The 24,604-nt window shown below is 68.0% G+C and carries 25 protein-coding genes and 1 pseudogene; 8 read left to right on the top strand and 18 right to left on the bottom strand.

Features of this window, described 5'->3' with window-relative positions; translation table 11 throughout:
• Positions 1–24 precede the first annotated feature (24 nt).
• Complete coding sequence (locus CJ010_RS01010) at positions 25–1,197, top strand: FIST N-terminal domain-containing protein (protein WP_141016310.1); 1,173 nt, start codon at positions 25–27, stop codon at positions 1,195–1,197.
• On the opposite strand, the gene CJ010_RS01005 is transcribed toward CJ010_RS01010, so the two are convergent.
• The 3 genes from CJ010_RS01005 to CJ010_RS00995 are packed head-to-tail and all read right to left on the bottom strand — an operon-like array spanning position 1,181 to position 3,822.
• Positions 1,181–2,017, bottom strand: coding sequence for a phosphatase PAP2 family protein (locus CJ010_RS01005; protein WP_205754867.1), 837 nt, complete (start codon positions 2,015–2,017; stop codon positions 1,181–1,183). The genes CJ010_RS01010 and CJ010_RS01005 overlap by 17 nt on opposite strands.
• Positions 2,018–2,048: 31 nt before the next feature.
• Entirely contained in the window at positions 2,049–2,864 is an 816-nt protein-coding gene (locus CJ010_RS01000) for a metallophosphoesterase (RefSeq protein ID WP_141016309.1), read from the bottom strand.
• A 4-nt stretch (positions 2,865–2,868) separates the two neighbouring features.
• A complete protein-coding gene (locus CJ010_RS00995; protein ID WP_240794470.1) occupies positions 2,869–3,822 on the bottom strand; it encodes a diacylglycerol kinase family protein in 954 nt (317 codons plus the stop codon).
• A 37-nt stretch (positions 3,823–3,859) separates the two neighbouring features.
• Here CJ010_RS00995 and CJ010_RS00990 point away from each other — a divergent pair, with 37 nt between their 5' ends.
• The 5 genes from CJ010_RS00990 to CJ010_RS00970 are packed head-to-tail and all read left to right on the top strand — an operon-like array spanning position 3,860 to position 9,405.
• Complete coding sequence (locus tag CJ010_RS00990; RefSeq protein WP_141016307.1) at positions 3,860–4,069, top strand: hypothetical protein; 210 nt, start codon at positions 3,860–3,862, stop codon at positions 4,067–4,069.
• The gene (gene urtA, locus CJ010_RS00985) at positions 4,066–5,364 is read left to right on the top strand and encodes an urea ABC transporter substrate-binding protein (protein ID WP_141016306.1); all 1,299 of its coding nucleotides are present in this window, start codon (positions 4,066–4,068) and stop codon (positions 5,362–5,364) included. The genes CJ010_RS00990 and urtA overlap by 4 nt, the downstream gene beginning before the upstream one ends.
• Entirely contained in the window at positions 5,361–7,589 is a 2,229-nt protein-coding gene (locus CJ010_RS25600; RefSeq protein ID WP_141016305.1) for an ATP-binding protein, read from the top strand. The genes urtA and CJ010_RS25600 overlap by 4 nt, the downstream gene beginning before the upstream one ends.
• On the top strand, positions 7,586–7,987 hold the full coding sequence (locus CJ010_RS00975; protein ID WP_141016304.1) for a response regulator: 402 nt from the start codon (positions 7,586–7,588) through the stop codon (positions 7,985–7,987). Before CJ010_RS25600 ends, CJ010_RS00975 begins: the two co-directional genes overlap by 4 nt.
• Positions 7,984–9,405, top strand: coding sequence for a diguanylate cyclase (locus CJ010_RS00970; protein WP_141016303.1), 1,422 nt, complete (start codon positions 7,984–7,986; stop codon positions 9,403–9,405). The genes CJ010_RS00975 and CJ010_RS00970 overlap by 4 nt, the downstream gene beginning before the upstream one ends.
• Positions 9,406–9,429: 24 nt before the next feature.
• Here CJ010_RS00970 and CJ010_RS00965 read toward each other — a convergent pair whose 3' ends face one another.
• From CJ010_RS00965 to CJ010_RS00945, 5 genes are all read right to left on the bottom strand, one after another.
• Complete coding sequence (locus CJ010_RS00965) at positions 9,430–11,004, bottom strand: hypothetical protein (RefSeq protein ID WP_141016302.1); 1,575 nt, start codon at positions 11,002–11,004, stop codon at positions 9,430–9,432.
• A gap of 36 nt (positions 11,005–11,040) precedes the next feature.
• Positions 11,041–11,961, bottom strand: coding sequence for a branched-chain amino acid transaminase (locus CJ010_RS00960; RefSeq protein WP_141016301.1), 921 nt, complete (start codon positions 11,959–11,961; stop codon positions 11,041–11,043).
• A 256-nt stretch (positions 11,962–12,217) separates the two neighbouring features.
• Positions 12,218–13,099 (bottom strand): LysR substrate-binding domain-containing protein, encoded by an 882-nt coding sequence (locus tag CJ010_RS00955; protein WP_141016300.1) that lies wholly within the window; start codon positions 13,097–13,099, stop codon positions 12,218–12,220.
• A 22-nt stretch (positions 13,100–13,121) separates the two neighbouring features.
• Positions 13,122–13,325, bottom strand: coding sequence for a 4-oxalocrotonate tautomerase family protein (locus CJ010_RS00950; protein WP_141016299.1), 204 nt, complete (start codon positions 13,323–13,325; stop codon positions 13,122–13,124).
• 67 nt (positions 13,326–13,392) lie between these two features.
• Positions 13,393–14,409 carry a zinc-binding alcohol dehydrogenase family protein gene (locus CJ010_RS00945; protein ID WP_141016298.1) on the bottom strand — a complete coding sequence of 339 codons (1,017 nt, stop codon included), beginning with the start codon at positions 14,407–14,409 and terminating at the stop codon, positions 13,393–13,395.
• Positions 14,410–14,547: 138 nt separating this feature from the next.
• On the opposite strand from CJ010_RS00945, the gene CJ010_RS00940 reads away from it, so the two are divergent.
• Positions 14,548–15,441: a LysR family transcriptional regulator gene (locus tag CJ010_RS00940; RefSeq protein WP_141016297.1), complete on the top strand. Its 894-nt coding sequence runs from the start codon at positions 14,548–14,550 to the stop codon at positions 15,439–15,441.
• 21 nt (positions 15,442–15,462) lie between these two features.
• Here the strand turns inward: CJ010_RS00940 and CJ010_RS25320 are convergent, their stop codons facing one another.
• The 3 genes and pseudogenes from CJ010_RS25320 to CJ010_RS00930 all read right to left on the bottom strand — a co-directional run bounded on the left by CJ010_RS25320 (position 15,463) and on the right by CJ010_RS00930 (position 16,513).
• Positions 15,463–15,771, bottom strand: a complete 309-nt coding sequence (locus CJ010_RS25320; RefSeq protein WP_240794469.1) for a hypothetical protein — start codon at positions 15,769–15,771, stop codon at positions 15,463–15,465.
• Positions 15,772–15,888 (bottom strand): annotated as a pseudogene (gene yidD, locus CJ010_RS25670) (membrane protein insertion efficiency factor YidD); the annotation flags it as partial.
• Positions 15,889–15,988: 100 nt separating this feature from the next.
• A complete protein-coding gene (locus CJ010_RS00930; RefSeq protein ID WP_205754866.1) occupies positions 15,989–16,513 on the bottom strand; it encodes a T6SS immunity protein Tdi1 domain-containing protein in 525 nt (174 codons plus the stop codon).
• A gap of 100 nt (positions 16,514–16,613) precedes the next feature.
• Here CJ010_RS00930 and CJ010_RS00925 point away from each other — a divergent pair, with 100 nt between their 5' ends.
• The gene (locus CJ010_RS00925; RefSeq protein WP_141016295.1) at positions 16,614–17,666 is read left to right on the top strand and encodes an RNA methyltransferase; all 1,053 of its coding nucleotides are present in this window, start codon (positions 16,614–16,616) and stop codon (positions 17,664–17,666) included.
• Between the two features lie 34 nt (positions 17,667–17,700).
• Here CJ010_RS00925 and CJ010_RS00920 read toward each other — a convergent pair whose 3' ends face one another.
• From CJ010_RS00920 to CJ010_RS00890, 7 genes are all read right to left on the bottom strand, one after another.
• The gene (locus CJ010_RS00920; protein WP_141016294.1) at positions 17,701–18,657 is read right to left on the bottom strand and encodes a branched-chain amino acid ABC transporter permease; all 957 of its coding nucleotides are present in this window, start codon (positions 18,655–18,657) and stop codon (positions 17,701–17,703) included.
• Positions 18,658–18,680: 23 nt separating this feature from the next.
• The gene (locus CJ010_RS00915; RefSeq protein ID WP_141016293.1) at positions 18,681–19,565 is read right to left on the bottom strand and encodes a branched-chain amino acid ABC transporter permease; all 885 of its coding nucleotides are present in this window, start codon (positions 19,563–19,565) and stop codon (positions 18,681–18,683) included.
• 56 nt (positions 19,566–19,621) lie between these two features.
• Positions 19,622–20,836, bottom strand: a complete 1,215-nt coding sequence (locus CJ010_RS00910; RefSeq protein WP_141016292.1) for an ABC transporter substrate-binding protein — start codon at positions 20,834–20,836, stop codon at positions 19,622–19,624.
• Between the two features lie 35 nt (positions 20,837–20,871).
• Entirely contained in the window at positions 20,872–21,594 is a 723-nt protein-coding gene (locus CJ010_RS00905; RefSeq protein ID WP_141016291.1) for an ABC transporter ATP-binding protein, read from the bottom strand.
• A gap of 16 nt (positions 21,595–21,610) precedes the next feature.
• Positions 21,611–22,378, bottom strand: a complete 768-nt coding sequence (locus CJ010_RS00900) for an ABC transporter ATP-binding protein (RefSeq protein ID WP_141016290.1) — start codon at positions 22,376–22,378, stop codon at positions 21,611–21,613.
• A 232-nt stretch (positions 22,379–22,610) separates the two neighbouring features.
• Entirely contained in the window at positions 22,611–24,314 is a 1,704-nt protein-coding gene (locus CJ010_RS00895; RefSeq protein WP_141016289.1) for a hypothetical protein, read from the bottom strand.
• Positions 24,311–24,592, bottom strand: coding sequence for a hypothetical protein (locus CJ010_RS00890; protein WP_141016288.1), 282 nt, complete (start codon positions 24,590–24,592; stop codon positions 24,311–24,313). Before CJ010_RS00890 ends, CJ010_RS00895 begins: the two co-directional genes overlap by 4 nt.
• Positions 24,593–24,604: the final 12 nt, after the last annotated feature.

Below are 24,604 nucleotides of genomic sequence, written 5' to 3'. Positions count from 1 at the left end.
TGGACTCACGCTGCCGAGGCCACCATGCCCTCATCCGCCTTCATCGCCGCCCACGCCGGCGCGCCGGACTGGCGCCGTGCGCTCGATCGCTGCATCGCACAACTCAGCCACGACGCTGCCGCCAATGGCCGCAGGACGGGCGACTACACGCTGGGCTGGTGCTACCTCACCGACCGCTACGCCGACGCCGCCGAAGCGCTGCTGGCGGAACTGCAGCGGCGGCTGCCCGGTACCCGCTGGGTGGGGACGGTCGGCATCGGCATTTCCGCCAGCGGCACCGAGTACATCGAGGAGCCCGCACTGGCACTGATGCTCGCCCCGCTGCCGGCTGCGGCCTTCCGCCTGTTTTCCGGGCGCCAGCCGCTGCATCCCGGCGAAGACGGCTTCAACCCGCACACCGCGCTGGTGCACGCCGACGGCACCATGCCCGACCTGCAGGAGCTGCTGCCGGAGCTGGCCGGGCGCACCGCCACCGGCTACCTGTTCGGCGGCCTGTCATCGGCCCACGACCGCCCCCTGCAGATCGCGGACGCGGTGCTGACCGGCGGCCTTTCCGGCGTGGCTTTCGGCGCCGAGGTCGGACTGATCTCGCGCGTGACACAGGGCTGTCAGCCGATCGGACCGCAACGCACCGCCACCCGGGTGGACGACAACGTCGTCCTCACCCTCGACGGCGTGCCTGCGCTGGCCTGCGCACTGCAGGATCTCGGCCTGGCCAGTGACGCCTCGGTGGACGAGATGGCGCACGCGCTGTCGTCCACCCTGGTCGGCCTGCGCCGGCCGGACGACGCACCGACCGCCGCGCCGGGCCGCTTCGGCCCCGACACCCTGGTGCGGCACATCGTCGGGCTGGATCCGCGCGCCCGCGTGCTGGTGGTGGCCGACACGGTCGAAGCCGGCAGCCGGCTCGCCTTCTGCCGCCGTGACCCGGCTGCGGCCATGGCCGACCTGCGGCGCATCGCCGGCGAGATCCGCGACGAACTCGCCGCCAGCGGCCAGCGCGCCGCCGGCGCCATCTATGTGAGTTGCATCGGCCGCGGCGGACCGCACTTCGGCACGCCCAACGCCGAACTCGGCGCCATCCGCGAGGAAATCGGCGAACTGCCACTGGCCGGCTTCTTCGCCGGCGGTGAAATCGCGCGCGACCGGCTATACGGCTACACCGGCGTGCTGACCGTATTCACGATGGCTGCGTGAGGCGCACCGCCCGACGGCGGAGCGCTTCGGCCACGAGGATGCACAGCGTCAGCCAGGCCATACCGGAGCAGAAGCCAGCCAGCACGTCGCTGAAGTAATGCACCTGCAGCACGATGCGTGAAAAGCCTACCGAGAAGGCCATGCCGGCCGCCACCAGCAGCGCCGGCAGGTGCCAGCGCGCCGGCAGCAGGCGCAGGGCCAGGTAGCCCAGCATGCCCCACAGCACCACCGAGCCGGAGGCATGGCCACTGGGGAAGCTCCAGCCCTGCGCCACCGCCACGCCGTGCTCGTGCAGCGGCCGTGCGCGTTCGAACACCGCCTTCAGGCTGACGTTGAGCAGGCTGTTACCGGCCAGCGCCGCGACCCAGACCAGCGCCAGGCCGCGCTGCCCGCGCCACCACAGCAGGGCCGCGAGCGCAATGCAGGCGGTGCTTATCGTGGCGGTATCGCCAAGGCGGGTGAGCAGGGCGAAGCGGGTCAGGGTCGCGGTCGAAGCTTCCGCGGCCAGCGCGGCGGTCAGGATCTGATCGAACGCGGCCAGACCACCCGCGCCCTGAACCTGGTCCGCGATGCCGGCAAAGGTCTGGCCGGCCAGCAGCACCAGGCCAGCCGCCAGCGCAGCCTGCAGCCGTTCGCGCCGCAGCCCGCCCGGCGATGGGAGCGCCGCGTGGCGCGTCAGCAGCCAGCCCCCCGCCGTCGCCCCCCAGACCAGGACCAGGGACAGCGCATACCAGGCGCTCACATGCCCGCCGAGCGCGCGGGCCAGACCCGGCCAGGCGTCCGGCTGGCCGGTGAACAAGCTCAAGATCGAAAATTCCATGCGGCCTTCGAACGCGCTGGCGCCGTACAGTTCAGTGCCGATCGAGCGCCAGCGGCGTGCGCATGCAGCAGGCGAAGTCGTCCGCCGCTTCCTGATAATCCCAGCGCTCGACCACGCAGGCGCCGGCGCCGTGGCGGATCAGATTGAAAGAGTTGCCGGCCTCGTGGCGGATGCGGCGCGACACCGCGGTGCCGGCCTGTACCACCCACAGCCGCCGCACCGGCCCCAGGGTGTCGGCCACCGTCAGCGGCTGCACGTAGGGCAGGTGGATGTGGCCACCGAGCAGCAGGTCCGCGCCGGCCAGCCCCCAGCGCTGGATCGCGGCCGCGTGGCCGCGGGCCAGGTCGGCGGCATCGGCGCCGCGGGTCACCGCCAGCGGCTGGTGCGTCACCACCACGCGCAGCTGCCCCGGCCGCGCCGCCGCCAGCCGGTGGGCGACGCGTTCGATCTGGTCGGCATCGACCACGCCGGCAGTGTGGCGCCAGCGGGTCACGGTGTTGACCAGCTGCAGTTGCAGACTGTCGTCCTCGTACTCGGGCTCCAGCGCTTCACCGAAGGTCCGGCGGAAAGAGCCGAAGGGCCGGAACAGCCGGCGGCGCAGATCGAACAGCGGGATGTCGTGATTGCCCGGCAGCACCAGCAGCGGCACCGCGGGCAGCAGCGCCCGCAGACGGTCGACAAAGGCGCGGGCCAGCCGGAATTCGGCCGGCCGGGCGCGCTGGGTGATGTCGCCCGACATCACCGCCACATCCACCGTCTGCCGCGCGAGACAGCGCAACAGCGCCTCGACCACGCGCGTCCGTTCGGTGCCGAAGTGGGTATCCGACAGGTGGAGCAGGACTGCCATCGTCTCAGGTCGCAGGCTCGTCCGGCGGACACAGCAGCGGCAGCATCCGGTCGGCCACGCGGAGCTGCAGCGGCAGGCGCATCCACATCACCTCGCCGTCGGTCGCGACCTTGATCCGCGGCGGCCGGCGCCGGCCCACCGCCACGCTCAGCAGGATTTCGCGGAACGGGAAACTCAGCACGTTGTCCGCCTCGCCCAGCCGGCCGAGCGATCCGCGCAGCGCCAGGCCGAGCATGCCGGCCGGGCTGACCGGCCGCAGTGCGATCGCGGCCAGCTGACCGCGCTCGACGCAGGCCGCCTCGGCAATGCCGAGCTGCTCGAGCTGCAGCCGGTTGTTGCCGACGAAGAGCGTGGGCGTGGCGATGCTGGCCACCGCGTCGTCGCAGCGCAGCCACAGCCGCAGCACGCGGTGGTTACGCAGCAGGGTGTAGAGCGCCGACACGAAAGCCACCAGCCGGCTGCGGCCGAACTGGCGCTTGGCGGACTCGCGCTCCTCGAGCAGCTTCGGATACAGGCCCAGGCTGGCATTGACCAGGAAGATGCGCTCGTTCACCGCCCCCACCTGTACCGCCTTCACCCGCCCTTCCAGCAGCACGCGCGCAGCCGCCTCGACGTCTTCCGGGATGCCGTGGGTGCGGCCGAAGTAGTTGAAGGTGCCCATCGGCAGCACGCCAAAGGGGCAACCGGAACCGAGCACCGCATGTGCCACCGCGTTGATGGTGCCGTCGCCGCCGGCCGCCACCACCGTGCCGTGCACCGCGCGCGCCCGCCGCACACACTCGGCGGCAGTGGCGTGGAGGCGGACGGGATCGGGCACGGCGACGAACTCGCAGGCGCGGCCACCCGCCGCCAGCACCGCCTCGATACGCGCACGGGCGGTTTCGGCGTCCTGCGCCCCCGAACCTGGATTGAGCACGATGAAGATCGGGCCGGCATGCCTGTCTGCGACGGATTGCACGTCTACCGCCTGCATATTCGGCATAGGATCGAGGCTCATGACCGACAACCACGGCAAACGGGACAAGCCCGGACTCTACCCGCGGCGGAAGGTTTCCGTCCATGCGAGGCGCGACACTGCGCCGCCTATGCAGGTTAGAATTACACGCACTGACGAAGTGGTTTTTGTCCATTTTCCCGGCCTCGCCCCGCAGGGCGGCATATTCCGGCCGGGCATACCCGCAGCATCGGAGTCGAACAAGCCTTGAAGAAGTCGACCCTCATGGCGGTCGCTATCGCCCTGATCGCCGGCATCGTCGCCGCAGCCGCCCTGTGGCCTGCGGGCGGCCGCGCGCCCACCGTCGAAGCCGAACCGATACGCGTCGGCATCCTGCACTCGCTGTCGGGCACCATGGCGATCAGCGAACGCAGCGTGGTCGCCGCCACCCAGCTCGCCATCGCCCAGCTCAACGCCGCCGGCGGCGTGCTCGGCCGCCCGGTGGAAGCCGTGGTGCGCGATGGCGCCTCCGACTGGAAGACCTTCGCACGCGAAGCCGAGGCGCTGATCGCCACCGAAAAGGTGGACGCGGTGTTCGGCTGCTGGACTTCGGCCTCGCGCAAGACGGTGAAGCCGGTGTTCGAACGCTACGACCACCTGCTGTTCTACCCGGTGCAATACGAGGGCCTGGAGAGCTCGCCCAACATCGTCTACACCGGCGCGGCGCCCAACCAGCAGATCATCCCGGCGGTGAAATGGGCGCTGGACAAGCTCGGCCGACGCATCTTCCTGGTCGGCTCCGACTACGTCTTCCCGCATTCGGCCAACGCCATCATGAAGGACCAGATCCGCTCGCTGCGCGGCGAAGTGGTGGGCGAGCACTACATCCTGCTGGGCAGCACCGCCGTCGACGCGGTAGTGCAGGCGATTGCCGCGGCCAGGCCCGACGTCATCCTCAACACCCTCAACGGCGACAGCAACGTCGCCTTCTTCAAGGCCCTGCGCGCGCAAGGCATCACGCCGCAGCTCATCCCCACCATTTCCTTCAGCATCGCCGAAGCCGAACTCAAGACCATGGGCAGCACCGACTTCGCCGGCGACTACGCCGCCTGGAACTACTTCCAGAGCCTGCCCGGTGCCGACAACGAAGGCTTCGTTGCCGCCTACAAGGCGCGCTACGGCGCCGACGAGGTCGTCACCGACCCGATGGAAGCAGCCTGGATCGGCGTGCACCTGTGGGCCAAGGCGGTGGAAACCGCCGGCAGCGCCGATCCGCGCGCGGTGCGGCGGGCCCTGCAGGGCGAGTCGCTGTCCGCACCGGAAGGCGCGGTCAGCGTCGATCCCAAGAGCCAGCACCTGTGGAAGTCGGTGCGCATCGGCCGCATCCTGCCGAGCGGTCAGTTCGAGGTGGTGTGGAGCACGCCCAAGCCCGTGCGGCCGCTGCCCTATCCCGGCTACCGGCCGCCGCAGGAGTGGGAAGCCTTCCTCGACGGCCTCAATGCCCGCTGGAAAGGCAACTGGGCCAATCCGGGCAATACGCCGAGCATCGGGGAGGCGAGTCCATGAAGCGGCTCAACTCGATCGCGGCCGAACTCGGCCTGCTGTTCCTGCTGGTGGCGCTGGCCCCCATCCTCACCGCCTACTTCGTCGCCAACGACATCTTCGGCGACGCCATCCGCAAGGAAAAACGCGAGGCCCTGACCGCCATCGCCGATGCCGCCCATGGCCGCATCGAATCCTACGTCCGCACGCTCATCACCGACACCACCACGCTGGCCAAGTCGCCCAAAGTGGCCGAACTGCTGCGTGCCGGCAACGTCATGCTGCAGCCCGAACCATCGCCGGCCACCGCCGAATTCCTGCGCGCCTACCGCGAGGAAAAGGGCTACTTCGACGTGATGCTGGTGGACCAGGCCGGCAACATCCGGCTGTCGCTGACACAGCCCTCCGTCGTCGGCCAGAGCATCCACGGCGAACGCCTGCACGACACCCAGCTCGCCCGCATGATCGAGGCCGCCAACACCCTGCTGCAGACCGAAGTGTCCAACTTCGCCCACTTCCCGCCGAGCAACGGCCACGCCGCCTTCCTCGCCGCCCCGGTGTTCGACGGCGGCATCATCATCGGCAACGTGGTGCTGCAGGTCGACAACCGCGAGCTGGATGCCATCATCAACCGCTTCGGCGGGCTGGGCGAAAGCGGCGAAGTCCTGGTCGGCACGGTGGAAAACGGCCGCCTCATCATCACCGCGCCGCCGCGCCACGATCCGTCGCTGCAGAACCGCCTGGTGGACCCGGCCCGCTTCCCGTTGCTGCACACCGCGCTGGAAGGCAGCCAGGGCACCGGCCGCCACGCCGACTACCGCGGCGAGGACACGCTGGCGGTATGGCGCTACCTGCCCTCGCTCAACTGGGGCATGGTGGTGAAGATCGACACCGCCGAGCTGTACGCGCCCATCCGCCGCTTCGAGGCGATCTCGCTGGTGGTGTTGCTGGCCTCGGTGCTGCTGGTGCTGATCGGCGCACTGCTGTCCAACCGCCTGGTGTCCCGCCCCATCGTGCGTTTTGCCCAGGCGGTGAAGGCGCTCGACGAAGAATCCCTGCCGCCGGCGGTCGACATCGAGGCCCGCCACGAAATCCACGACCTCGTCGCCGCCTTCAACACCCTGATCGCCAGCGTGCGCTCGCACCAGCACCAGCTCGAAGCGCGGGTGCTGCAGCGCACCGCCGAACTCGCCCAGGCCAATGCCGGGCTGGAGAAGGCCAACCTCGACCTGCAGGAAAGCAATGCCGAACTCGCAGTCACCCTGGACGAACTCAAGCGCACCCACAGCCAGCTGGTCGAATCGGAAAAGCTGGCGACGCTGGGCCAGCTGATCGCCGGCATCGCCCACGAGATCAACACCCCGCTCGGCTCCATCGCCTCGTCGATCGACACCATCATCGCCGCCGCCCAGCAGCAGACCGCCTTCCTCCAGCTCTACGCCGGGCTGCCCGCGGCCGAGCGCACGCTGGTGACGGCGCTGCTCGACGCTGCCGGCACCGGCTCCAGCCTCAGCCTGAAGGAAAAGCGCGCACTCAAGAAGGACTACGAGACCCGCCTGGCGGTGCAGCCCGGGGCCGACGCGCGCAAGGCGGCGGAAATCCTGTCGCACCTGCCGCCGCTGGAGCTCGACCGCTACCTGCCGCTGCTCACCCATCCGCAGTCGGCGCTGATCCTCGACCATATCAAGCACGGCATCAACATCCACCGTGCCAGCCAGAACATCAAGATCGCTTCGGAGAAGGCGCGCAAGGTGGTGTTCGCGCTCAAGAACTTCGCCCGCTTCAGCAACCAGGGCAGCAAGGCACCCACCCGGCTGCGCGACAGCATCGACACCGTGCTCACGCTCTATCACAACCAGATCAAGCAATCGGTCGATCTTCATGCCGACCTGCCCGAACTGCCCCCCATTCCCGCCTACGCCGACGAGCTCGGCCAGGTGTGGATGAACCTCATCCACAACGCGCTGCAGGCGATGGACTACAGCGGCCGTCTCGACATCAGCCTGGAGCAGGACGACGCGCGCGCGGTGGTGCGCATCCGCGATTCCGGCTGCGGCATTCCCGACGACATCCGCGACCGCATCTTCCAGCCCTTCTTCACCACCAAGCCAGCCGGCGAAGGCAGCGGGCTCGGGCTGGACATCGTGCGCAAGATCCTCGACAAGCACGGCGGCGCGATCCGGGTGGAATCCGCCGTCGGCCGCGGCAGCACCTTCGAGGTGACCCTGCCGGTCACGGAGGCCGCATGACCGACGGCGTGATCCTCTGCGTGGACGACGAGGAGACCATCCTCAACGCCCTCGACATGCAGCTCGACGAGATGTTCGGCGCGCGCTTCATCGTCGAGCTGGCCCAGGGCGCGGCCGAGGCCTACGAGGTGCTCGAAGGCTACGAAGCCGGCGAACTGCCGCTGCTGGTCATCATCTCCGACTGGCAGATGCCGCAGATCAAGGGCGACGAGTTCCTGATCGAGGCCCACCGCCGCTTTCCGCGGGTGCTCAAGATCATGCTCTCCGGCCATGCCGACCCGGTGGCGGTGGACAACGCCCGCGCACACGCCGAGCTGTACTGCTTCCTCGCCAAGCCGTGGGACAAGGACGAGCTGCGCGACGCCATCGTGAACGGCATGCGGGAAAAGGGCCTATGAGCGGGCGCTACGCCATCCTCTGCATCGACGACGAGGAAACCATCCTCGAGAGCCTGTCGATGGAACTCGGCGGCCGCTTCCCCGGCGTCATCCTCGAACTGCTGCAGGACAACGCCGAAGCCGAAGCGCTGGTCGCCGGCCTGCTCGCCAGCGGTATCGAGGTGCCGGTGGTGGTGTGCGACTACATCATGCCGGGCCGCCGCGGCGACGCGGTGCTCGCCGCCATCCACCGCCTGGCGCCGGCCGCGCGCACCGTGATGCTCACCGGCCAGAGCAGCCTCGAGGGCGTCACCACGGCCATCAACCAGGCCAACCTCTACCGCTACATCGCCAAACCCTGGGACAAGGACGACCTCGCCCTCACCCTGCAGGGCGCGCTTGAAAGCTACATCCAGGAAGCCACCATCCAGCGCCAGAACCAGGCGCTGAAAGAGCTCAACGAGGGCCTGGAACGCAAGGTCGCCGAACGCACCGAGGCCCTGCGCACCGCCAACGCCGAACTGACCGAAGCCAACCGCAAGATCGGCGAATACCTCGGCATCATCGACCGCCAGGTGCTGATCTGCCGCATCAGCCGCGCCGGCCTGGTCACCTATGTGTCGGACGCCTTGTGCCGGCGCAGCGGCTACAGCCGCGCCGACCTCATCGGCCTCAACTACTGGCATGCGCTCTATTCCGCCACCACCGAAACCCTGATGCGCGACATCCTCGCCCGCATCGAGCGCGGCCAGGAGTGGGAAGGCGAGATCCTGCACCAGTGCCGCAACGGCGACTACTACTGGGCGCACGAGACGATCTCGCCCGACGTCTGCGAGGACGGCACCATCCTCGGCTTCACCAGCATCCGCCAGGACATCACCGACAAGAAGGCGGTGGAAGCGCTCAGCGTCACCGACCCGCTGACCGGCCTGGCCAACCGCCGCCAGTTCCAGCAGGTGCTGGAAGGCGAGATCGCGCGCGCCCGCCGCGGTGCGCGTGCGCTCGCCTTCTGCCTGCTCGACGTCGACCACTTCAAGGCCTACAACGACCACTACGGCCACGCTGCGGGCGACCGCGTGCTGCAGCAACTCGGCCGCCTGCTCACCGAGAGCTTCAAGCGCGGCTGCGATTTCACCTTCCGCATCGGCGGCGAGGAATTCGCCCTGCTGTTCCCGGTCCACGATGCCGAAGAGGCCGCGGCAACCGCAGCGGCACTGGTGACGCAGGTGGAAGCGCAGGCCATCGAACACGCCTTTGGCAACCCCGGCCCGCACCTCACCATCTCCATGGGCGTGCGGCTGATCGATCCGGCCGAACACGCGCTCGACATGGACCAGGTCTTCGAGGAAGCGGACAGACTGCTCTACCGCGCCAAGCGCGAGGGGCGCAACCGCTTCGTGATGCACGACGGCGCGCTGCGCCCGGCCGGCACCGCCTGAGGGCCAGCCGCGACCATCGGGCGGTCAGCGCGGCGGCAGGTGGATGGACCACATGAGACCGGCTTCCGTCTGACTGGCCCACACCGGATGGGCCTGCAGCGGCCGGGCCGGATCGGCCCGCCAGGCCGAGACTTCGTCGGTCCAGCGTGGCCAGGCGGGATTGCGGAAGTTCTCCAGCTCGGTCCAGTAGCGGAAGGACCAGATGCAGAGCGCCAGGCCGAGCAGCACGCCCGCCACACCCCGCACCGCGCGCGAGGCGGACGGCTCGGACGCCAGCGACAGCAGCAGCAGGGCAAAGATCACCGCCGCCGAGTATGCATAGCGCGGCCCGCCGTACATGCCGATCGAAGTCAGCACCGACAGCGTGGTCAGCAAACCGATGGCCGCCAGATAGGCTGCCCGCCGCGGCAGCGTGCCGCGCGTCAGTGCGAGCAGGCCGACCAGCAATGCCGCACCGAGCGCACTCAGGCCGTCCGCGCTTGCGGTGAGGGGATAGCGAACGGCGTAGAACCAGATCCGCGACGCCACCGCCACCGGGTCGAAGACTGTCGGGGTGCGCACCTGGCTGGCATGGTAGTAGGCCGCATCGCCCAGCACCTGCATCGAATAGACGATGGCGGTCAGCTGCACGAGGGTGGTCGCGGCAAGGATGCCGAGCAGCACCAGATCGACGCGCTGCCGGGTCTTGAGGTAACGGAAGAAGCAGATGGGGGCGAGAAAATTCGCCGCCACGCTCGACAAACCCGCCACCGCCGTCACCCCGTAGGCGAGCGCACGCCGCCGCCGCGTTCCCTTGCCGTCCATCAGCACCAGGAACACCAGCAGCGCCATGTAGTGCTGGCTGTTGATCGAGGTCAGCCAGATCTCGCCCGACGCCCCCACCACCAGCGCCGCCAGACAGGCGACGGCCTTCTTCAGACTGGTGTCGAGCGCTTCGGCATCGCTGGCGATGATGGCCGCGAACACCGCGAGCTGCACCATCAGCGCCATCAGCGTGGTGACCAGCGGCGCCTGTTCGAGCGGCGGCAGGGTCGCCAGGATCGAGGCCAGGTTGGCCCACAGCGAGTAATAGCCCTGATGCGGCACGATCAGCGCCTGCAGCCACGGCTGGACGAGCGCGCCATGGAAGTACACGGTCGCCTCTTCGGCCCAGAAGCGCGGCGCCAGGAACCACACCGGATCGCGCAGGAAGACGAAGGCAAGCAAGCCGGCAAAGAGCAGCAGATTCAGCTGGCGCACCGAGGCCCGCTGCCCGCCCCGGCGCAGGCAATGCGCCAGCCCGGCAAGCACCGCGGCGCCGCCGAGGAAGAAGCACAACAGGCCACGATTGAGCCGGGCGAACTGGTCCACCACCTCGGCCGCGGGACGGTCGAACTTGCCGAGCACGCGCTCGTTGACCAGCTTGCCGGGGCGCCCGTCGTAGGCCTCGCGCACCAGCTCCGGCCCCTGCGCGTCCAGCACCCACCACAGGGCACCCGCGAAGACGACGATGGCCGCGGCCAGCAGGACCAGCAGGCGGCCTGAGCGCTGCGCGTCGGCGGTCAAGGCTGGCGCATGGTTCATGAAGTTCGGAAAGCCGGGCAGGAAAGTGGGCGGCATTATTCCATTTCCGCCCCGATTTGCGGAATGCCCGGCCTACACCGGCGTCAGCCAGTCGGCATGCGCCGCGTCCTGCCCCCGCACGCAGGCGAAGAAGCGCTGCTGCAGTGCGCGCGTCACCGGTCCCGGCTGGCCGCTGCCGACGCGGCGGCGGTCGACTTCCACCACCGGGGTGATCTCGGCCGCGGTGCCGGTGAAGAACACCTCGTCGGCGATGTAGAGCTCGTCACGGGTGATGCGGCGGGCGCGGATCTCGTAGCCGGCCTCATCGGCCAGCACCTGCAGCGTGCGGCGGGTGATGCCGTCCAGCGCCGAGGTGACCTCGGGTTCGTAGATCACGCCGCGCTTGACCATGAAGACGTTCTCGCCCGGCCCTTCGGCGACGAAGCCATCGGTGTCGAGCAACAGTGCTTCGTCATAGCCTTCGGCGCGCGCCTCGCGGCAGGCGAGGATGGAATTGGTGTAGGTGGACACCGACTTCGCCCGGCACATCTGCACGTTCACATGATGGCGTGCGAAGCTCGCCACCTTGACGCGGATGCCGCGCTCCAGCGCACCGTCGCCGAGGTAGGCGCCCCAGGGCCAGGCTGCGACCATCACATGGGTGGCAGCGCCGAGCGGATCGACGCCCGCCTTCTCGGCGCCGAGGAAAACCAGCGGGCGGATGTAGCCGCTGTCCAGCCCGTTGCGCCGCACCGCCTCGCGGCAGGCCTCGTGGATGTCGGCGCGCTCGAACGGCATTGCCAGGCCGAGGATGTGGGCCGACTCGAACAGCCGCTCGACGTGCTCGCCCAGCCGGAAGATAGCCGGTCCGGTGGGTGTGGGATAGGCGCGGATGCCCTCGAAGCAGCCCAGGCCGTAGTGCAGGGTGTGGGTCATCGCGTGCACTTTCGCCTCGCGCCAGGGCAGCCACTGCCCGTCCATCCAGATCCAGCCGTCGCGGTTTTCCATGCTCATGGTGTGCTCCTGATATGCGTGGGGAGAAGGCCGCGCCGCGGCTGCGGCGGGGCGGGCACACCGGTGTTGCCGGCATGTTCGGTCGGTGCGGGAGAAGCGGCGGTGGGCTTCGGTTGCCGCGCAGGCTTGGCTGCACGGCCGCGGCGCGATCGAGCGGGGTGGGTAAGCCCAGATTGCCGGGCGGGCAGGGCGGCGACAAACGAATACGGCGGGGATCGGGTGAAAACTGTTCACCTGGACGCACCGCGCGCGGAACTCAGCCTGCGTCTTCGCGCCGCGCGCGCGCCTGCAGCCAGCGCACGAAGCGGCGTATCCACGGCTGGGCGTAGGCATCCGGCCGTAACACCGCGTAGAAGGCCTTGCCGGCAACGTGCTGGGGGAAGGGACGCAGCAGCGTCCCCTCCGCCAGATAGGGGCGGGCCAGCAGATCCACCGTCAGCGCGACGCCCACGCCGGCGGCGGCCGCTTCGAGCATCATCATCGCGTCTTCGAATAGCGGACCTTCGCCCGGCTCGGGGCGCGCCAGCCCAGCTGCGGCAAACCACGGCTGCCATTGCAGCAAGGGATGGCGCAGCAGCGGCAGGCCGGCCAGCGCGGCGACCGTCGGCGGCGAACCCAGGCGCGCCGCCAGCGCCGGGCTGCACACCGGGAACACCGTCTCGCGGCGCAGTTCGTAGGCCTCCAGCCCGGGCCACGGCGGTTCGCCGTAGCACAGGCCGACATCCGCCTTGCCGGCGGCCACCGGTGCCATGGTGGATGCGGTGGACAGCACGAAATCGACCCCCGGATCGGCCTCGCGATAAGCCGCCAGCTGGCCGACGAACCACTTGGCGCCGATGGCCGGCGCCACCGACAGCCGCAGCACCCGGCTGCCCGGCCGCTGCAGCGCGACGCTGGCCGCCTCGATGCGGGCGAGCGCCGGCTGGATCTCGGCCAGATAGTCGCGCCCGGCGGCGGTGAGCACCACCTGGCGCTGCTGGCGCTCGAACAGCGATACACCGAGCCAGGCCTCGATGGCCTTGATGCGGTGGCTCACCGCCGAGGGTGTCAGGTGCAGCTCGTCCGCCGCCGCAAGGAAGCTGCCGCAGCGGGCGGCGGCCTCGAAGGCGACGAGCGACTGGAAGGGCGGCAGGTGCATCGTGTGCTTCAGCGCTGCCGGCTCACTCGCCCTGCTGGCGCTTCCAGTCGTCGGTCAGCAGGCCAGCGTAGCCCCAGCTTTCCTCGTCGATCTCCTGGATCACCACATGGGTGTGCTCCGGCTTCTTGCCCAGCACGCGCACCAGCGAATCGGTGACTTCGCGCACCAGCTGCGCCTTCTGCGCGCGGCTGGCGCCCTTGGTGATCTGGATGTTCACGTATGGCATTCGGGTCTTCCTCCGGTGGATCTCACGGCAGCGATCTTAGCCTGCCGCAGGATCCACCGCAGGCGGATCAGAAGCCTTCCAGCACCGTCTTGCCGATGGCGGCGCCGCTTTCCTGCAGCGCATGGGCGCGCATGAGGTTGGCGGCGGTGATGCGACCGTAGTGTTCGCGCGCCGTTGTGCGGACCACGCCGGCATCGACCAGTTGCGCCAGCTCGTCGAGCAGCGCGTGCTGCGCCGCCATGTCGGCGGTCTGGAACAGCGAGCGGGTGAACATCAGTTCCCAGTGCAGGCTGATGCTCTTGCGCTTCAGGAGGCGCACGTCGATCGGCTCCGGATCGTCGATCAGCGCGAAGCGGCCCTGCGGTGCCATCAGCTCGGCGAGCTGGGCAAAGTGGCGGTCGGTCTGGGTCAGGCTGGCGACGTAGCGCACCGGCGGCACCCCCAGCGCTTCGAGTTGCGGCTGCAGCGGCTGGCGATGATCCACGGTGTGATGCGCCCCCATGTCGACAGCCCAGCCGATGGTTTGCGGCCGCGACGCGGTGCCGATCACCACGAGGTCGGTGAGCTGGCGGGCCAGCTGCAGCAGCACCGAGCCCACGCCGCCGGCCGCACCCACGACCAGCAGCGTCGCCGGCCCGGCACCGCTGCCCTTGCGCGGCACCTGCAGGCGGTCGAACAGCAGCTCCCAGGCGGTGATGCCGGTCAGCGGCAGTGCGGCAGCATCGGCCGCCGACAGCGAACGCGGCCTGTGGCCGACGATGCGTTCATCCACCAGCTGGAATTCGCTGTTGCTGCCGGGGCGATCGATGGCACCGGCGTACCAGACTTCGTCGCCGGGCTTGAACAGGCTTACCGCCGCGCCCACCTCGCGCACCACGCCCACCGCGTCGAAGCCGAGCACGCGCGCCTCGCCGGCGGCCGGCGCGGCATTGCGGCGCACCTTGGTATCGACCGGATTCACCGAGACCGCCTGCACTTCCACCAGCAGGTCGCGGCCCTGCGGCACCGGCCGCGGCAGTTCGAGCTCCACCAGGGCGTCGCCCCGTTCGATGGGGCCGGGTTCGTGGTAAGCAATTGCCTTCATGATGCGCACTCCTTGGACTCGCCCGCCTCGCGGGCGCGGTGTTGATCGGGATGGCAGCCACTTTACGACCCGCACAACGGATTGATAATCGTCCGCACTCTTGATTTACTTTCAATCCATTCTTGAAAATTACCTGCCATGCCCCACCTCGACGACCTCCGCCTCTTCGTCCGCATTGCCGAAGCCGGCGGCATCAGCGAAGCCGCGCGCAGGCTCGGTCTCAGTCCGGCCGCTGCCAGCGCCGCCGTCAAGCGGCTGGAACGTCAGCTCGACAACCGCCTCTTCGAGCGTTCGACCCGCTCGCTGCGCCTCACCCAGGCTGGCGAGGACTTCCTCGGCTGCTGCATCCAGGCGCTGGAACTGCTAGACGGCGGGCTGGCCACGCTGCGGCACGGCCGCGAGGAGCTGTCCGGCGAAATCCACCTCGGTGCACCGTCCGACCTCGGCCGCGGCACGCTCGACGGCCTGCTCGAAGGCTTTCGCCGCCAGCACCCGCAGATCCGCCTGGTCATGCACCTGTCCGACGGCATGCACGACCTCTACCGCAACCCGCTGGACCTGGTGCTGCGCTATGGCCTGATGCGCGATTCCAGCCTGGTGGCGCGCAAGCTGTGCGACAACCACCGCGTCATCTGCGCCGCGCCCGCCTACCTCGCCCGCGCCGGCCGGCCAGTCACGCCCGAAGCGCTCGCCGCCCACAACTGCATCTGCTTCTATCTGAGCAGCGGCCTCTACGACCGCTGGCGATTTGCGCACAACGGCCGTCACTACGAACTGGAAGTGCGCGGTGACCGCGCCGCCGCCGACGGCGCACTGGTGCACCAATGGGCGCTGCAGGGCGTGGGCATCGCCTACAAGTCGCGGCTGGACATCCACGCCGACCTCGACGCCGGCCGCCTGGTCGACCTCTTCCCGGACGCTGACTACGAAGCGGTGCCGCTGTACGCGGTGTATCCGAGCCGGCGTTACCAGCCGGCGCGGGTGAAGGCGCTGGTGGATTACCTGGAGGGCGCTTTCAGCACGACCCGCTGACGCCCCCACATTCCCCGCTCTTCAACCGGCCCGCGCCTGCTTGCCCGCGGCCTTGGGTGGCAGATGGACGTCCTTCTCCTGCTGCCTGTCCTTCTTTTTACGCTTGGGCCAGTCACAACTGCCGCAATCGCAGCAGCTCACGTCGCCGAGCCGCTTGCCGCAGGACTTGTCGCCCGGCCAATCGCAATTGCAGTCGCAGGGGATGTCGCATCCGGGATCGCAGTCGCCGCGCTGCTGGCGTAAGGGTCTGCGGTGCGGCGTCGAATAGCGCCTGTGCGCGACGCCGCAGAGGTACAGTCGGCGGCGCAGGATGGCCAGGCCTTTAAGCACGCCGTGGCGCCGGACGGCACGGTAGCCCAGCGCGGAACAGCTACGCCGGCCGGTGTGCGCACGGTAGGCGCAGCAGAAGCCCTTGTGCGGCGAAAGGTAGCGCTGGTAGGCGCGGATGGCGGATAGGGCCAGAGCTCGAATGGGAATGTCGGCCTCCTCAAAGTCAGTAATTGCGAAAGCCGCGCACGCGCATGTCGATGCCTCCTTGCAGGGAAAGTCAGTCGCGGCCGCCTTCGTCGCCCTTCAGCCGCAGCTGAATGCGTGCGCCGTCCGGCAGATCCTGGATCTGCCGCGCCAGATCGCCCGACGCGCGCACGAGCTCGGACTGCGAGATGGTGGCAAGGTTGTCGGGCGCGAAAACCCCGCCAAGCACGCTCGGGATCTTCAGGCAGTACTTGCGCCCCTCGGTCAGCGGCCCGAGCGTTTCCTCAGCCCACTCGACCAGCGGCGCCATGTACCAGTCGCGCAGGAAGTCCTGATCGTTGGCCAGCGCATCCAGCTCGGCACGATCGGTGGCGATGACTTCACAGGTCAGGTCCTCCGGGCAGATCCGCCAGTAGCAGCCGTCCTCGTCCTTGACGATCAGGTTGCCGAAATTGTTCTCGCCCACGACCTCGGCGGGCCGGATCCCTATCCAGCCCCAGGCCTGGCGGATTTCTTCGACCAGATTCATGGCCTCGTCCCCGGATTTGCTGCGCTTGGCAGCCTCGATATTCAGCCCGAAAGCGTATGCCCAAGTCATCGGCGAATCCACTGCCGATACGCGCCGCGCACAGCCCGCCTCCAGCCCCGGACCCACCCCCTCCGCCTTCGCCCCGTTCCGCGCTACCATCCACCCCCTCATGCGCATCGAACACATCTCCCAACGCCTGCGCGCACTCGGCGCCAAGCCTGCCCACGAGCAGCGGGTGCTGCGTGCCTGGGTGCAACGCACCTCCGTCGATAACCGCCGCCAGGCCGCCAAGGACTTCCTGCCGCTCGCGCTGCGCGAGGAGCTGCCCGCCCTCACCGCCGAGCTGGAAGGCCTGGCGAAGCTGCGTTCGCAGCATCCGGGCGAGGACGGTTCCGCGCGCCTGCTGGTGGAGCTTGCCGACGGCCAGACGGTGGAGAGCGTGCTGCTGCTGCGCGACGGCCTGTGCGTCTCGACCCAGCTCGGCTGCGCGGTCGGCTGCGTGTTCTGCATGACCGGACGCGAAGGCCTGCTGCGCCAGTTGGGCAGCGCCGAGATCGTTGCCCAGGTGGTGCTGGCGCGCGGGCTGCGGCCGGTGAAGAAGGTGGTGTTCATGGGCATGGGCGAGCCGGCCCACAACCTCGACAACGTGCTCGAAGCGATCGATCTGCTCGGCACCGCCGGCGGCATCGGCCACAAGAACCTGGTGTTTTCCACCGTCGGCGACTACCGGGTGTTCGAGCGCCTGCCGCAACAGCAGGTGAAGCCGGCGCTGGCGCTGTCGCTGCACACCACCAACGCCGAACTGCGAACCCGCTTGCTGCCGCGCGCGCCGCAGATCGCGCCGGAAGAACTGGTGGAGTTGGGCGAGCGTTACGCGCGCGCCACCGGCTACCCGATCCAGTACCAATGGACGCTGATCGAAGGCGTGAACGACAGCATGGAGGAGATGGACGGCATCGTCCGGCTGTTGCGCGGCAAGTACGCGCTCATGAACCTGATCCCCTACAACAGCGTGCCCGAACTCGAGTTCCGCCGGCCCAGCCGGGAGGTGGCGGCGGAACGGGCGGCTTATCTGCACCGCAACGGCGTGCTCGCCAAGCTGCGCCAGTCGGCCGGGCAGGACGTCGAAGGCGGCTGCGGCCAGCTGCGCGCGCGGGTGGTGAAAATGGAACGCCGCCCGCGCGCGGCAAGACCCGCGGCGGACGGCGCTGCGGCAGGCTGAACGCCCGCCGCCTCCCCTCACCCTCTCCTTGTTGTCAGTTGATGCCGGCGCGCCGGATCAGCGCCTGGATCTCGCCCACGATGCCGCGGCGGAACAGCAGCACGCACAGCACGAAGATCAGCCCCATGATCACCGTCACCCAGGAGCCGACCTTGTCGGCCAGCTCGCTCTGCAAGCTGACGATCACCCCGGCGCCGACCAGCGGACCGAGGATGGTGCCGAGGCCGCCGAGCAGGGTCATCAGCACCACCTCGCCCGACATGTGCCAATGCACGTCGGTGAGCGAGGCGAGCTGGAACACCAGGGTCTTGGTGGCACCAGCCAGCCCGGCAAGCGCGGCCGACAGCACGAAGGCGAGCAGCTTGTACTTGCTGACGTCGTAGCCGAGCGAGATCGCGCGCGGCTCGTTCTCGCGGATGGCCTTGAGGATCTGGCCGAAGGGCGAGTGGATGGCGCGGTGGATGATGAAGAAGCCGATGCAGAACACCGCGAACACCAGGTAGTACATGGCGATGTTGTTGTTGAGGTCGATGAGGCCGAACAGGTGGCCGCGCGGCACGCCCTGCAGGCCGTCCTCGCCGCCGGTCGCCTTCCACTGCAGCGCGAAGAAGAACACCATCTGCGACAGCGCCAGCGTGATCATCGCGAAGTAGATGCCGCTGCGGCGGATCGCCAGCACGCCGAACACCCAGCCGAGCACGCCGGCCGCCAGCGTGCCGCCGATGATGCCCACCTCCGGGGTGACGCCGAGGTCGCGCACCAGCATGCCGCAGACGTAGCCGGCGCTGCCGAGGAAGGCGGCGTGGCCGAAGGACAGCAGGCCGGCGAAGCCGAGCAGCAGGTTGAAGGCGCAGGCGAAGAGCCCGAAGCACAGGATCTTCATCAGGAAGGTGGGATAGACCGCGAAGGGTGCCACCAGCCCGATGACGAAGAGCGCACCGAACAGCAGCGGCGTGGCGCGGGCGAAGAGCGAATTGTTGTTCTGGCTCATGAGCGGTTTCCTTGTCGCACGCCTCAGGCGGCCTTGCCGAACAGGCCGGCGGGGCGCACCAGCAGCACGATCACCATGATGAAGAAGACCACCACCGCCGAAGCCTCGGGGTAGAACACCCGGGTCAGGCCCTCGATCAGGCCGAGACCGAGGCCGGTGACGATGGAGCCCATGATCGAGCCCATGCCGCCGATCACCACCACCGCGAACACCACGATGATGAGGTTGGCGCCCATCTGCGGGCTGACCTGGTAGATCGGCGCGGCGAGCACGCCGGCAAAGGCGGCGAGCGCCACGCCGTAGCCGTAGGTGAAGGTGATCAGCAGCGGCACGTTGATGCCCAGCGCCTGCACGATCTGCGGGTTCTCGGTGCCGGCGCGCAGGTAGGCGCCGAGCTTGGTCTTTTCGATCATGAACCAGGTGCCGAAGCACACCGCCAGCGCCGCCACCACCACCCAGCCGCGGTAGATCGGCATGAACATGAAGCCGAGGTTGACGCCGCCCTTGAGCGCGTCCGGCACCTCGTAGGCCTGACCGGAAATGCCGTACTGGTCGCGGAACACGCCTTCGAAGATCAGCGCCAGGCCGAAGGTGAGCAGCAGCCCGTAGAGGTGGTCGAGCTTGTACAGCTTGCGCAGCATCGTGCGTTCGAGCACCACGCCGAGCGCGCCGATGAGGATGGGCGACAACAGCAGCGCCACCCAGTAATTGATGCCGAACTTGGTGAGCGCGATCCAGGCGACGAACGCGCCCATCATGTACTGCGCCCCATGGGCGAAGTTGATGATGTTGAGCAAGCCGAAGATGATCGCCAGCCCCAGGCTGAGGATGGCGTAAAACGAGCCGTTGATCAGGCCGATCAGCAGCTGGCTGCCGAACAGCGCACTCGGCACTCCGAAGATTTCCATGGGCGGCTCCCGAGCGGGGGCGGCACCGGCCGCCCCGCGCGTCGTGGTGGATCAGATCACTTCTTGACCAGCGGGCAACGCGACAGCGCCAGCGGCTGGAAGGCCTCGGCCGCCGGAATCACCTGCTTCACGTGGTAGTAATCCCACGGGTACTTGGATTCGTCCGGCTTCTTCACCTGCACCAGGTACATGTCGTGGATCATGCGGCCGTCCTCGCGGATCTGGCCGTTCTTGGCGAAGAAGTCGTTGATCGGCGTCTTCTTCATCTGCGCCATCACCTTGGGGGCCTCGTCGCTGCCGGCGGCCTTCACCGCCTTCAGGTAGTGCAGCACCGAGGAATACTGGCCCGCCTGCACCATGGTCGGCATGCGGCGCTGCTTATCGAAGAAGCGCTTGGACCAGGCGCGGGTCTCGTCGTTGAGATCCCAGTAGAAGCCGGTGGTGAGGTACATGCCCTGGGCGTTCTTGAGGCCCAGCGAATGCACGTCGGAGATGAACATCAGCAGGCCGGCGAGCTGCTGCTTGGGCGTGATGCCGAATTCGGCAGCCTGCTTGATCGCGTTGGTGGTGTCCGCGCCGGCGTTGGCGAGACCGATGATCTGCGCGTTGGAGGCCTGCGCCTGCAGCAGGAAGGACGAGAAGTCCGAGGCAGGGAAGGGGTGGCGCACCGAGCCGACCACCTTGCCGCCATTGGCCACGACCACGGCGGAGGAATCCTTCTCCAGCGACTGGCCGAAGGCGTAGTCGGCGGTGAGGAAGAACCAGTTCTTGCCGCCCTGCTGGGTCACCGCCTTGGCGGTGCCGTTGGCGAGCGCGTAGGTATCGTAGGTGTAGTGGACGGTGACGTCGTTGCACTGCTCGTTGGTGATCGGCGTGGAGGCCGGACCGCTCATCAGCGCAACGCGGTTCATCTCCTTGGCCACCTTCATCACCGCCAGCGCGGTCGAGGTGGTGACCAGCTCGGTGGCGGTATCGACACCCTCGCGCTCGAACCACTCGCGCGCCTTGTTGGAGGCGATGTCGGCCTTGTTCTGGTGGTCGGCGGACACCATCTCGACCTTGAAGGCCGGCTTTTCCTTGGCGATGAAGTCCTCGATCGCCATCTGCGTGGCGAGCACCGCGCCCGGGCCGGCGAGGTCGGAATAGGTGCCCGACATGTCGGTGAGCACGCCGATCTTCACCGTGTTGCCGGAAATCTGCGCCTGGGCGCCGGTCGCCAGCAGGGCCAGGGCCGCAGTACAGGCGGCGCTCAACAGCTTCTTCGTGTGCATGGTCTCGTCTCCGTTCCTTGTGGTGGCGCGCCGGGTCAGACCCCGAGCGTCTGGTGCAGCCAGTCCATCCTGCCGGGAAGTTCTTCCTTGGGGATGGTGGCGATGATCTCGCCGTGCTCGAGCACGTAGTGGCGATCGGCGAGCGGTGCGGCAAAGCGGAAGTTCTGCTCCACCAGCACGATGGTGAAACCCCGCGATTTCAGTTCGGTGATGACTTCGCCCAGCTTCTTGACGATGACCGGTGCCAGGCCTTCGGTAATCTCGTCGAGCAGCAGCAGCTTGGCGCCGGTACGCAGCACGCGGGCCATCGCCAGCATCTGCTGTTCGCCGCCGGACAGCTTGGTACCCGGGCTGTTGCGGCGCTCCAGCAGGTTGGGGAACATCTTGTAGATCTCGTCCACGCTCATGCCGCCGCTGGCCACCTGCGGCGGCAGCAGCAGATTCTCCTCGGCCGACAGCGAGGCGAAGATGGCGCGTTCCTCCGGCACGTAGCCGATGCCGTGGCGGGCCATGCGGTGAGTGGGCTCGGCGATCACGTCCTTGCCATTGACCATGATGGAGCCGCTGCGGCGGCCGACCAGGCCGAGGATGGACTTCAGCGTGGTCGAGCGGCCGGAGCCGTTGCGGCCGAGCAGGGTGATGCATTCGCCGCGCGCGACCTGCAGGTCGATGCCGTGGAGGATGTGGGATTCGCCGTAGAAGGCGTGCAGATCGCTGATCCGCAGCATTTCGGCATGGGGTTCGAAGGCGCTGGTCATGGGTCGTGGCCTCGGCCTAGTGGTGGGCGTCGGCCATGTCGTCGGAACCGACATAGGCTTCGAGCACCTTGGGATTCTTCGATACTTCCTCGTAGCTGCCTTCGGCGAGGATGCTGCCGCGCGTCAACACGGTGATGCGGTCGCACAGGTTGGCGACCACCGACAGGTTGTGCTCCACCATCAGGATGGTGCGGTTCTCGGCCACCTTGCGGATCAGCGCCACCACCCGCTCGATGTCCTCGTGGCCCATGCCCTGGGTGGGTTCGTCGAGCAGCATCATGGTCGGCTCGAGCGCCAGCGTCGTCGCGATCTCCAGCGCCCGCTTGCGGCCGTAGGGCATCTCGGCGGTAATGGTGTCGGCGAACTGGCCGAGATCCACCGACTCCAGCAGCGCCATGGCCCTGTCGTTCAGCACGTCGAGCGACTTTTCCGAGCGCCAGAAGTGAAAGCCGGTGCCGAGCTTGCGCTGCAGGCCGATGCGCACGTTCTCCAGCACGGTGAGCTTGGGGAAGGTGGCGGAAATCTGGAAGGACCGGATCAACCCGCGGCGCGCGGTCACCGCCGGCGCCTCGCGGGTGATGTCCTCACCCTCGAAGCGGATGCTGCCGGCCGTCGGCGGCAGGAACTTGGTCAGCAGGTTGAAAACGGTGGTCTTGCCGGCGCCGTTGGGGCCGATCAAGGCATGGATGTGACCGCGCTGGACCTTGAGGTCCACGCCAGACACGGCAACGAAGCCTTTGAACTCCTTGGTGAGCCCCGTTGTTTCGAGAATGAACTCGCTCATGATCGGTCCTGTTCTTGTTCTGGATCCTGGCGCGATGCACCTGGAATCTCCCCACTGGCATTGCGGAGCCGAGGCTAGGCGAAGACCTTTGCAACAGCATTGCTGAAATGTATCGAATGTTACGTGCGGTACCGTATTGTGAAGCGCGCCGCGAAAATTCAGCGGCTTAGAGCACGAAAACTAGATCACAACCGACTTGAGTAGCGTAAAAAGGAATTGCGCAATACCGAAGTCAAACCCAGCAGACCGGAACAGAATCGACTGCAACGACTCCGGTCACCGGATGACGGCTCGCGTAGGCTGTCACGGTCGTCAGCACTTGACCAGCGACCTGATGCCAACTCGAAAACCCCACGCCGGCATATCTCCGTCGCTCGTACCCGATCACATCCGGCGTAATCACATTTGTCGCGAGATGGAATTTGATGCCTGGGTTACCCCTCAGAAGCGCGGCGAGTGGCACCAGATTACGCAGCGCCTCCAGACGCCATGTCGGCTCGCCGCCGGATGTCCATGAAGCGCTCTCAGGCAGCTGATGCTCCCAGTCGCCGAACGCCAGCGCATCGGCTGAGCTTTGTGTCTGCCCAACAAATGTCGTCGTCGAGTCGCGCGACACATCAACGTCCAAATTGACCTGCGCAGTGCCGGTCGCGCTGTGCGTAGACACCGTATGGGCAACGTGCGGACCGGGTGCGAACGAGTCGATCAGCACTCCATCGACCCGCGTCTCGATGACCAGGGTCGTTGTGACCGTCACGTCGGCCGTCACCACGATCGCCCTATTCGTGCTGTCGATGATGTCACCCTGCGAGCACGAAACGCCGTCGTACACAGATTCATAGACATCATGCCGCTCGGCGGCAACGGCGAGCGAGTGAGAATCCTCCCGCCGCGTCGTGATGATCATCCGGCTCGTCGTGTATTGCGGATCGCCGAGCGCGGAATATGTCACGCTGACGACGGTATCAATGCGCCGCGTCACCTCGCCGTTGTACATCGGATAGGGGTTGATCGCCGTGGTGCGCGTGACGTGCGACACGTTTCCACCGGCCAGGCCGCCAGCGCCGACGATCACCGTCGTTGCAGACGTGACGGTAATCGTGCCGCCGCACGCCGGCGCCGATCCCGCGGCGCTAGAGTCCGTACTGGTCGTGACCTCCTGATAGAGGTATGTTGGCACCATTTCGCCGCCGACAACCATCTCGCCTATCGTTGCTGCGCGGTCGCGCAGCACATTGATTGTCACGGATGCCGCATCACCGGGCCCGGAAATCACCAGCTCCACCCAGCCGGTTGGCCGCCAGTCCCACTGAGTACGCAAATAGGCCGCATCCACCGGCACTACGATCCTGTACGCCGCACGCGCCCCGGTCGCCGACACCGAGTGCCGAAATAGCCGCAGTGCCGACTTGGACAGCCAGACCGGGCTCTCGGCGTTGGGGGTCGCTACAGCCGGCCCGTCCTGCCCGAGATTGGGCACGGCCACCTCGTAGTCGTAATGCTCGGCATCGCCGCCAACGACCCCAAACCGGCTCAACCGCACCGAGATCGTCGCTCCCTCGACTGCCGTCAGCGCGACATCATGCAGCGGCGCCGACACGAGCCAGCGATCCCCGGCAGAGTCCGCATAGATCCAGCGTCCCACGCCCAACGGCTTGCTGTAGATCTGCGCCGCGTCGCCAGAGAGGATGCCGTGATCAAGCCACTGCATCCCGGCGGCCTCGTCGGCCGCGAGCTGCTCGGCCGTGCGGCTCACCGCCGGCGTGCCGGGCACGCGCAGCACCCAGGCGGCCCCGCCGCTGGGCTGCGGATACGTCTTCGTCGCCCCGTTGGGCAGCGTCAGCACCCCGTTGCGGCACAGGCCATGCCACGGATGCCCGATGATGCCGAGCCTGCCCAGGATCTCCCGGTCGGGGCTGTTCTTGTCCAGGCTCATGCCGTCGGCGCTGCGTACTCGTGCGCCTGGTTGTTGAAACCGACCACCTTCTTGATCGGCTCGATCTCGAACGAAAACACCCCATCGCTGGTGTGCTTGACTACCTTGGGGTGGTACTCGCGCAGCGTGTAGTCGGATTCCCTGAACGAACCGCCGCCGGTGCCACTTGCAGACGTGTTCGAAGGGCGGCCGGTCGACGTTTCACCGGGCCGGCGGCCGGCCGGGATTGCATCCGCAATACCCTTCCAGCCCGGGTTCTTGCCCAGGAAACGCTTCATCGCGTCTCCGAA

The organism is Azoarcus sp. DD4, assembly GCF_006496635.1.
Lineage (GTDB): Bacteria > Pseudomonadota > Gammaproteobacteria > Burkholderiales > Rhodocyclaceae > Azoarcus.
This window is presented reverse-complemented; position numbering and strand designations above follow the sequence as displayed.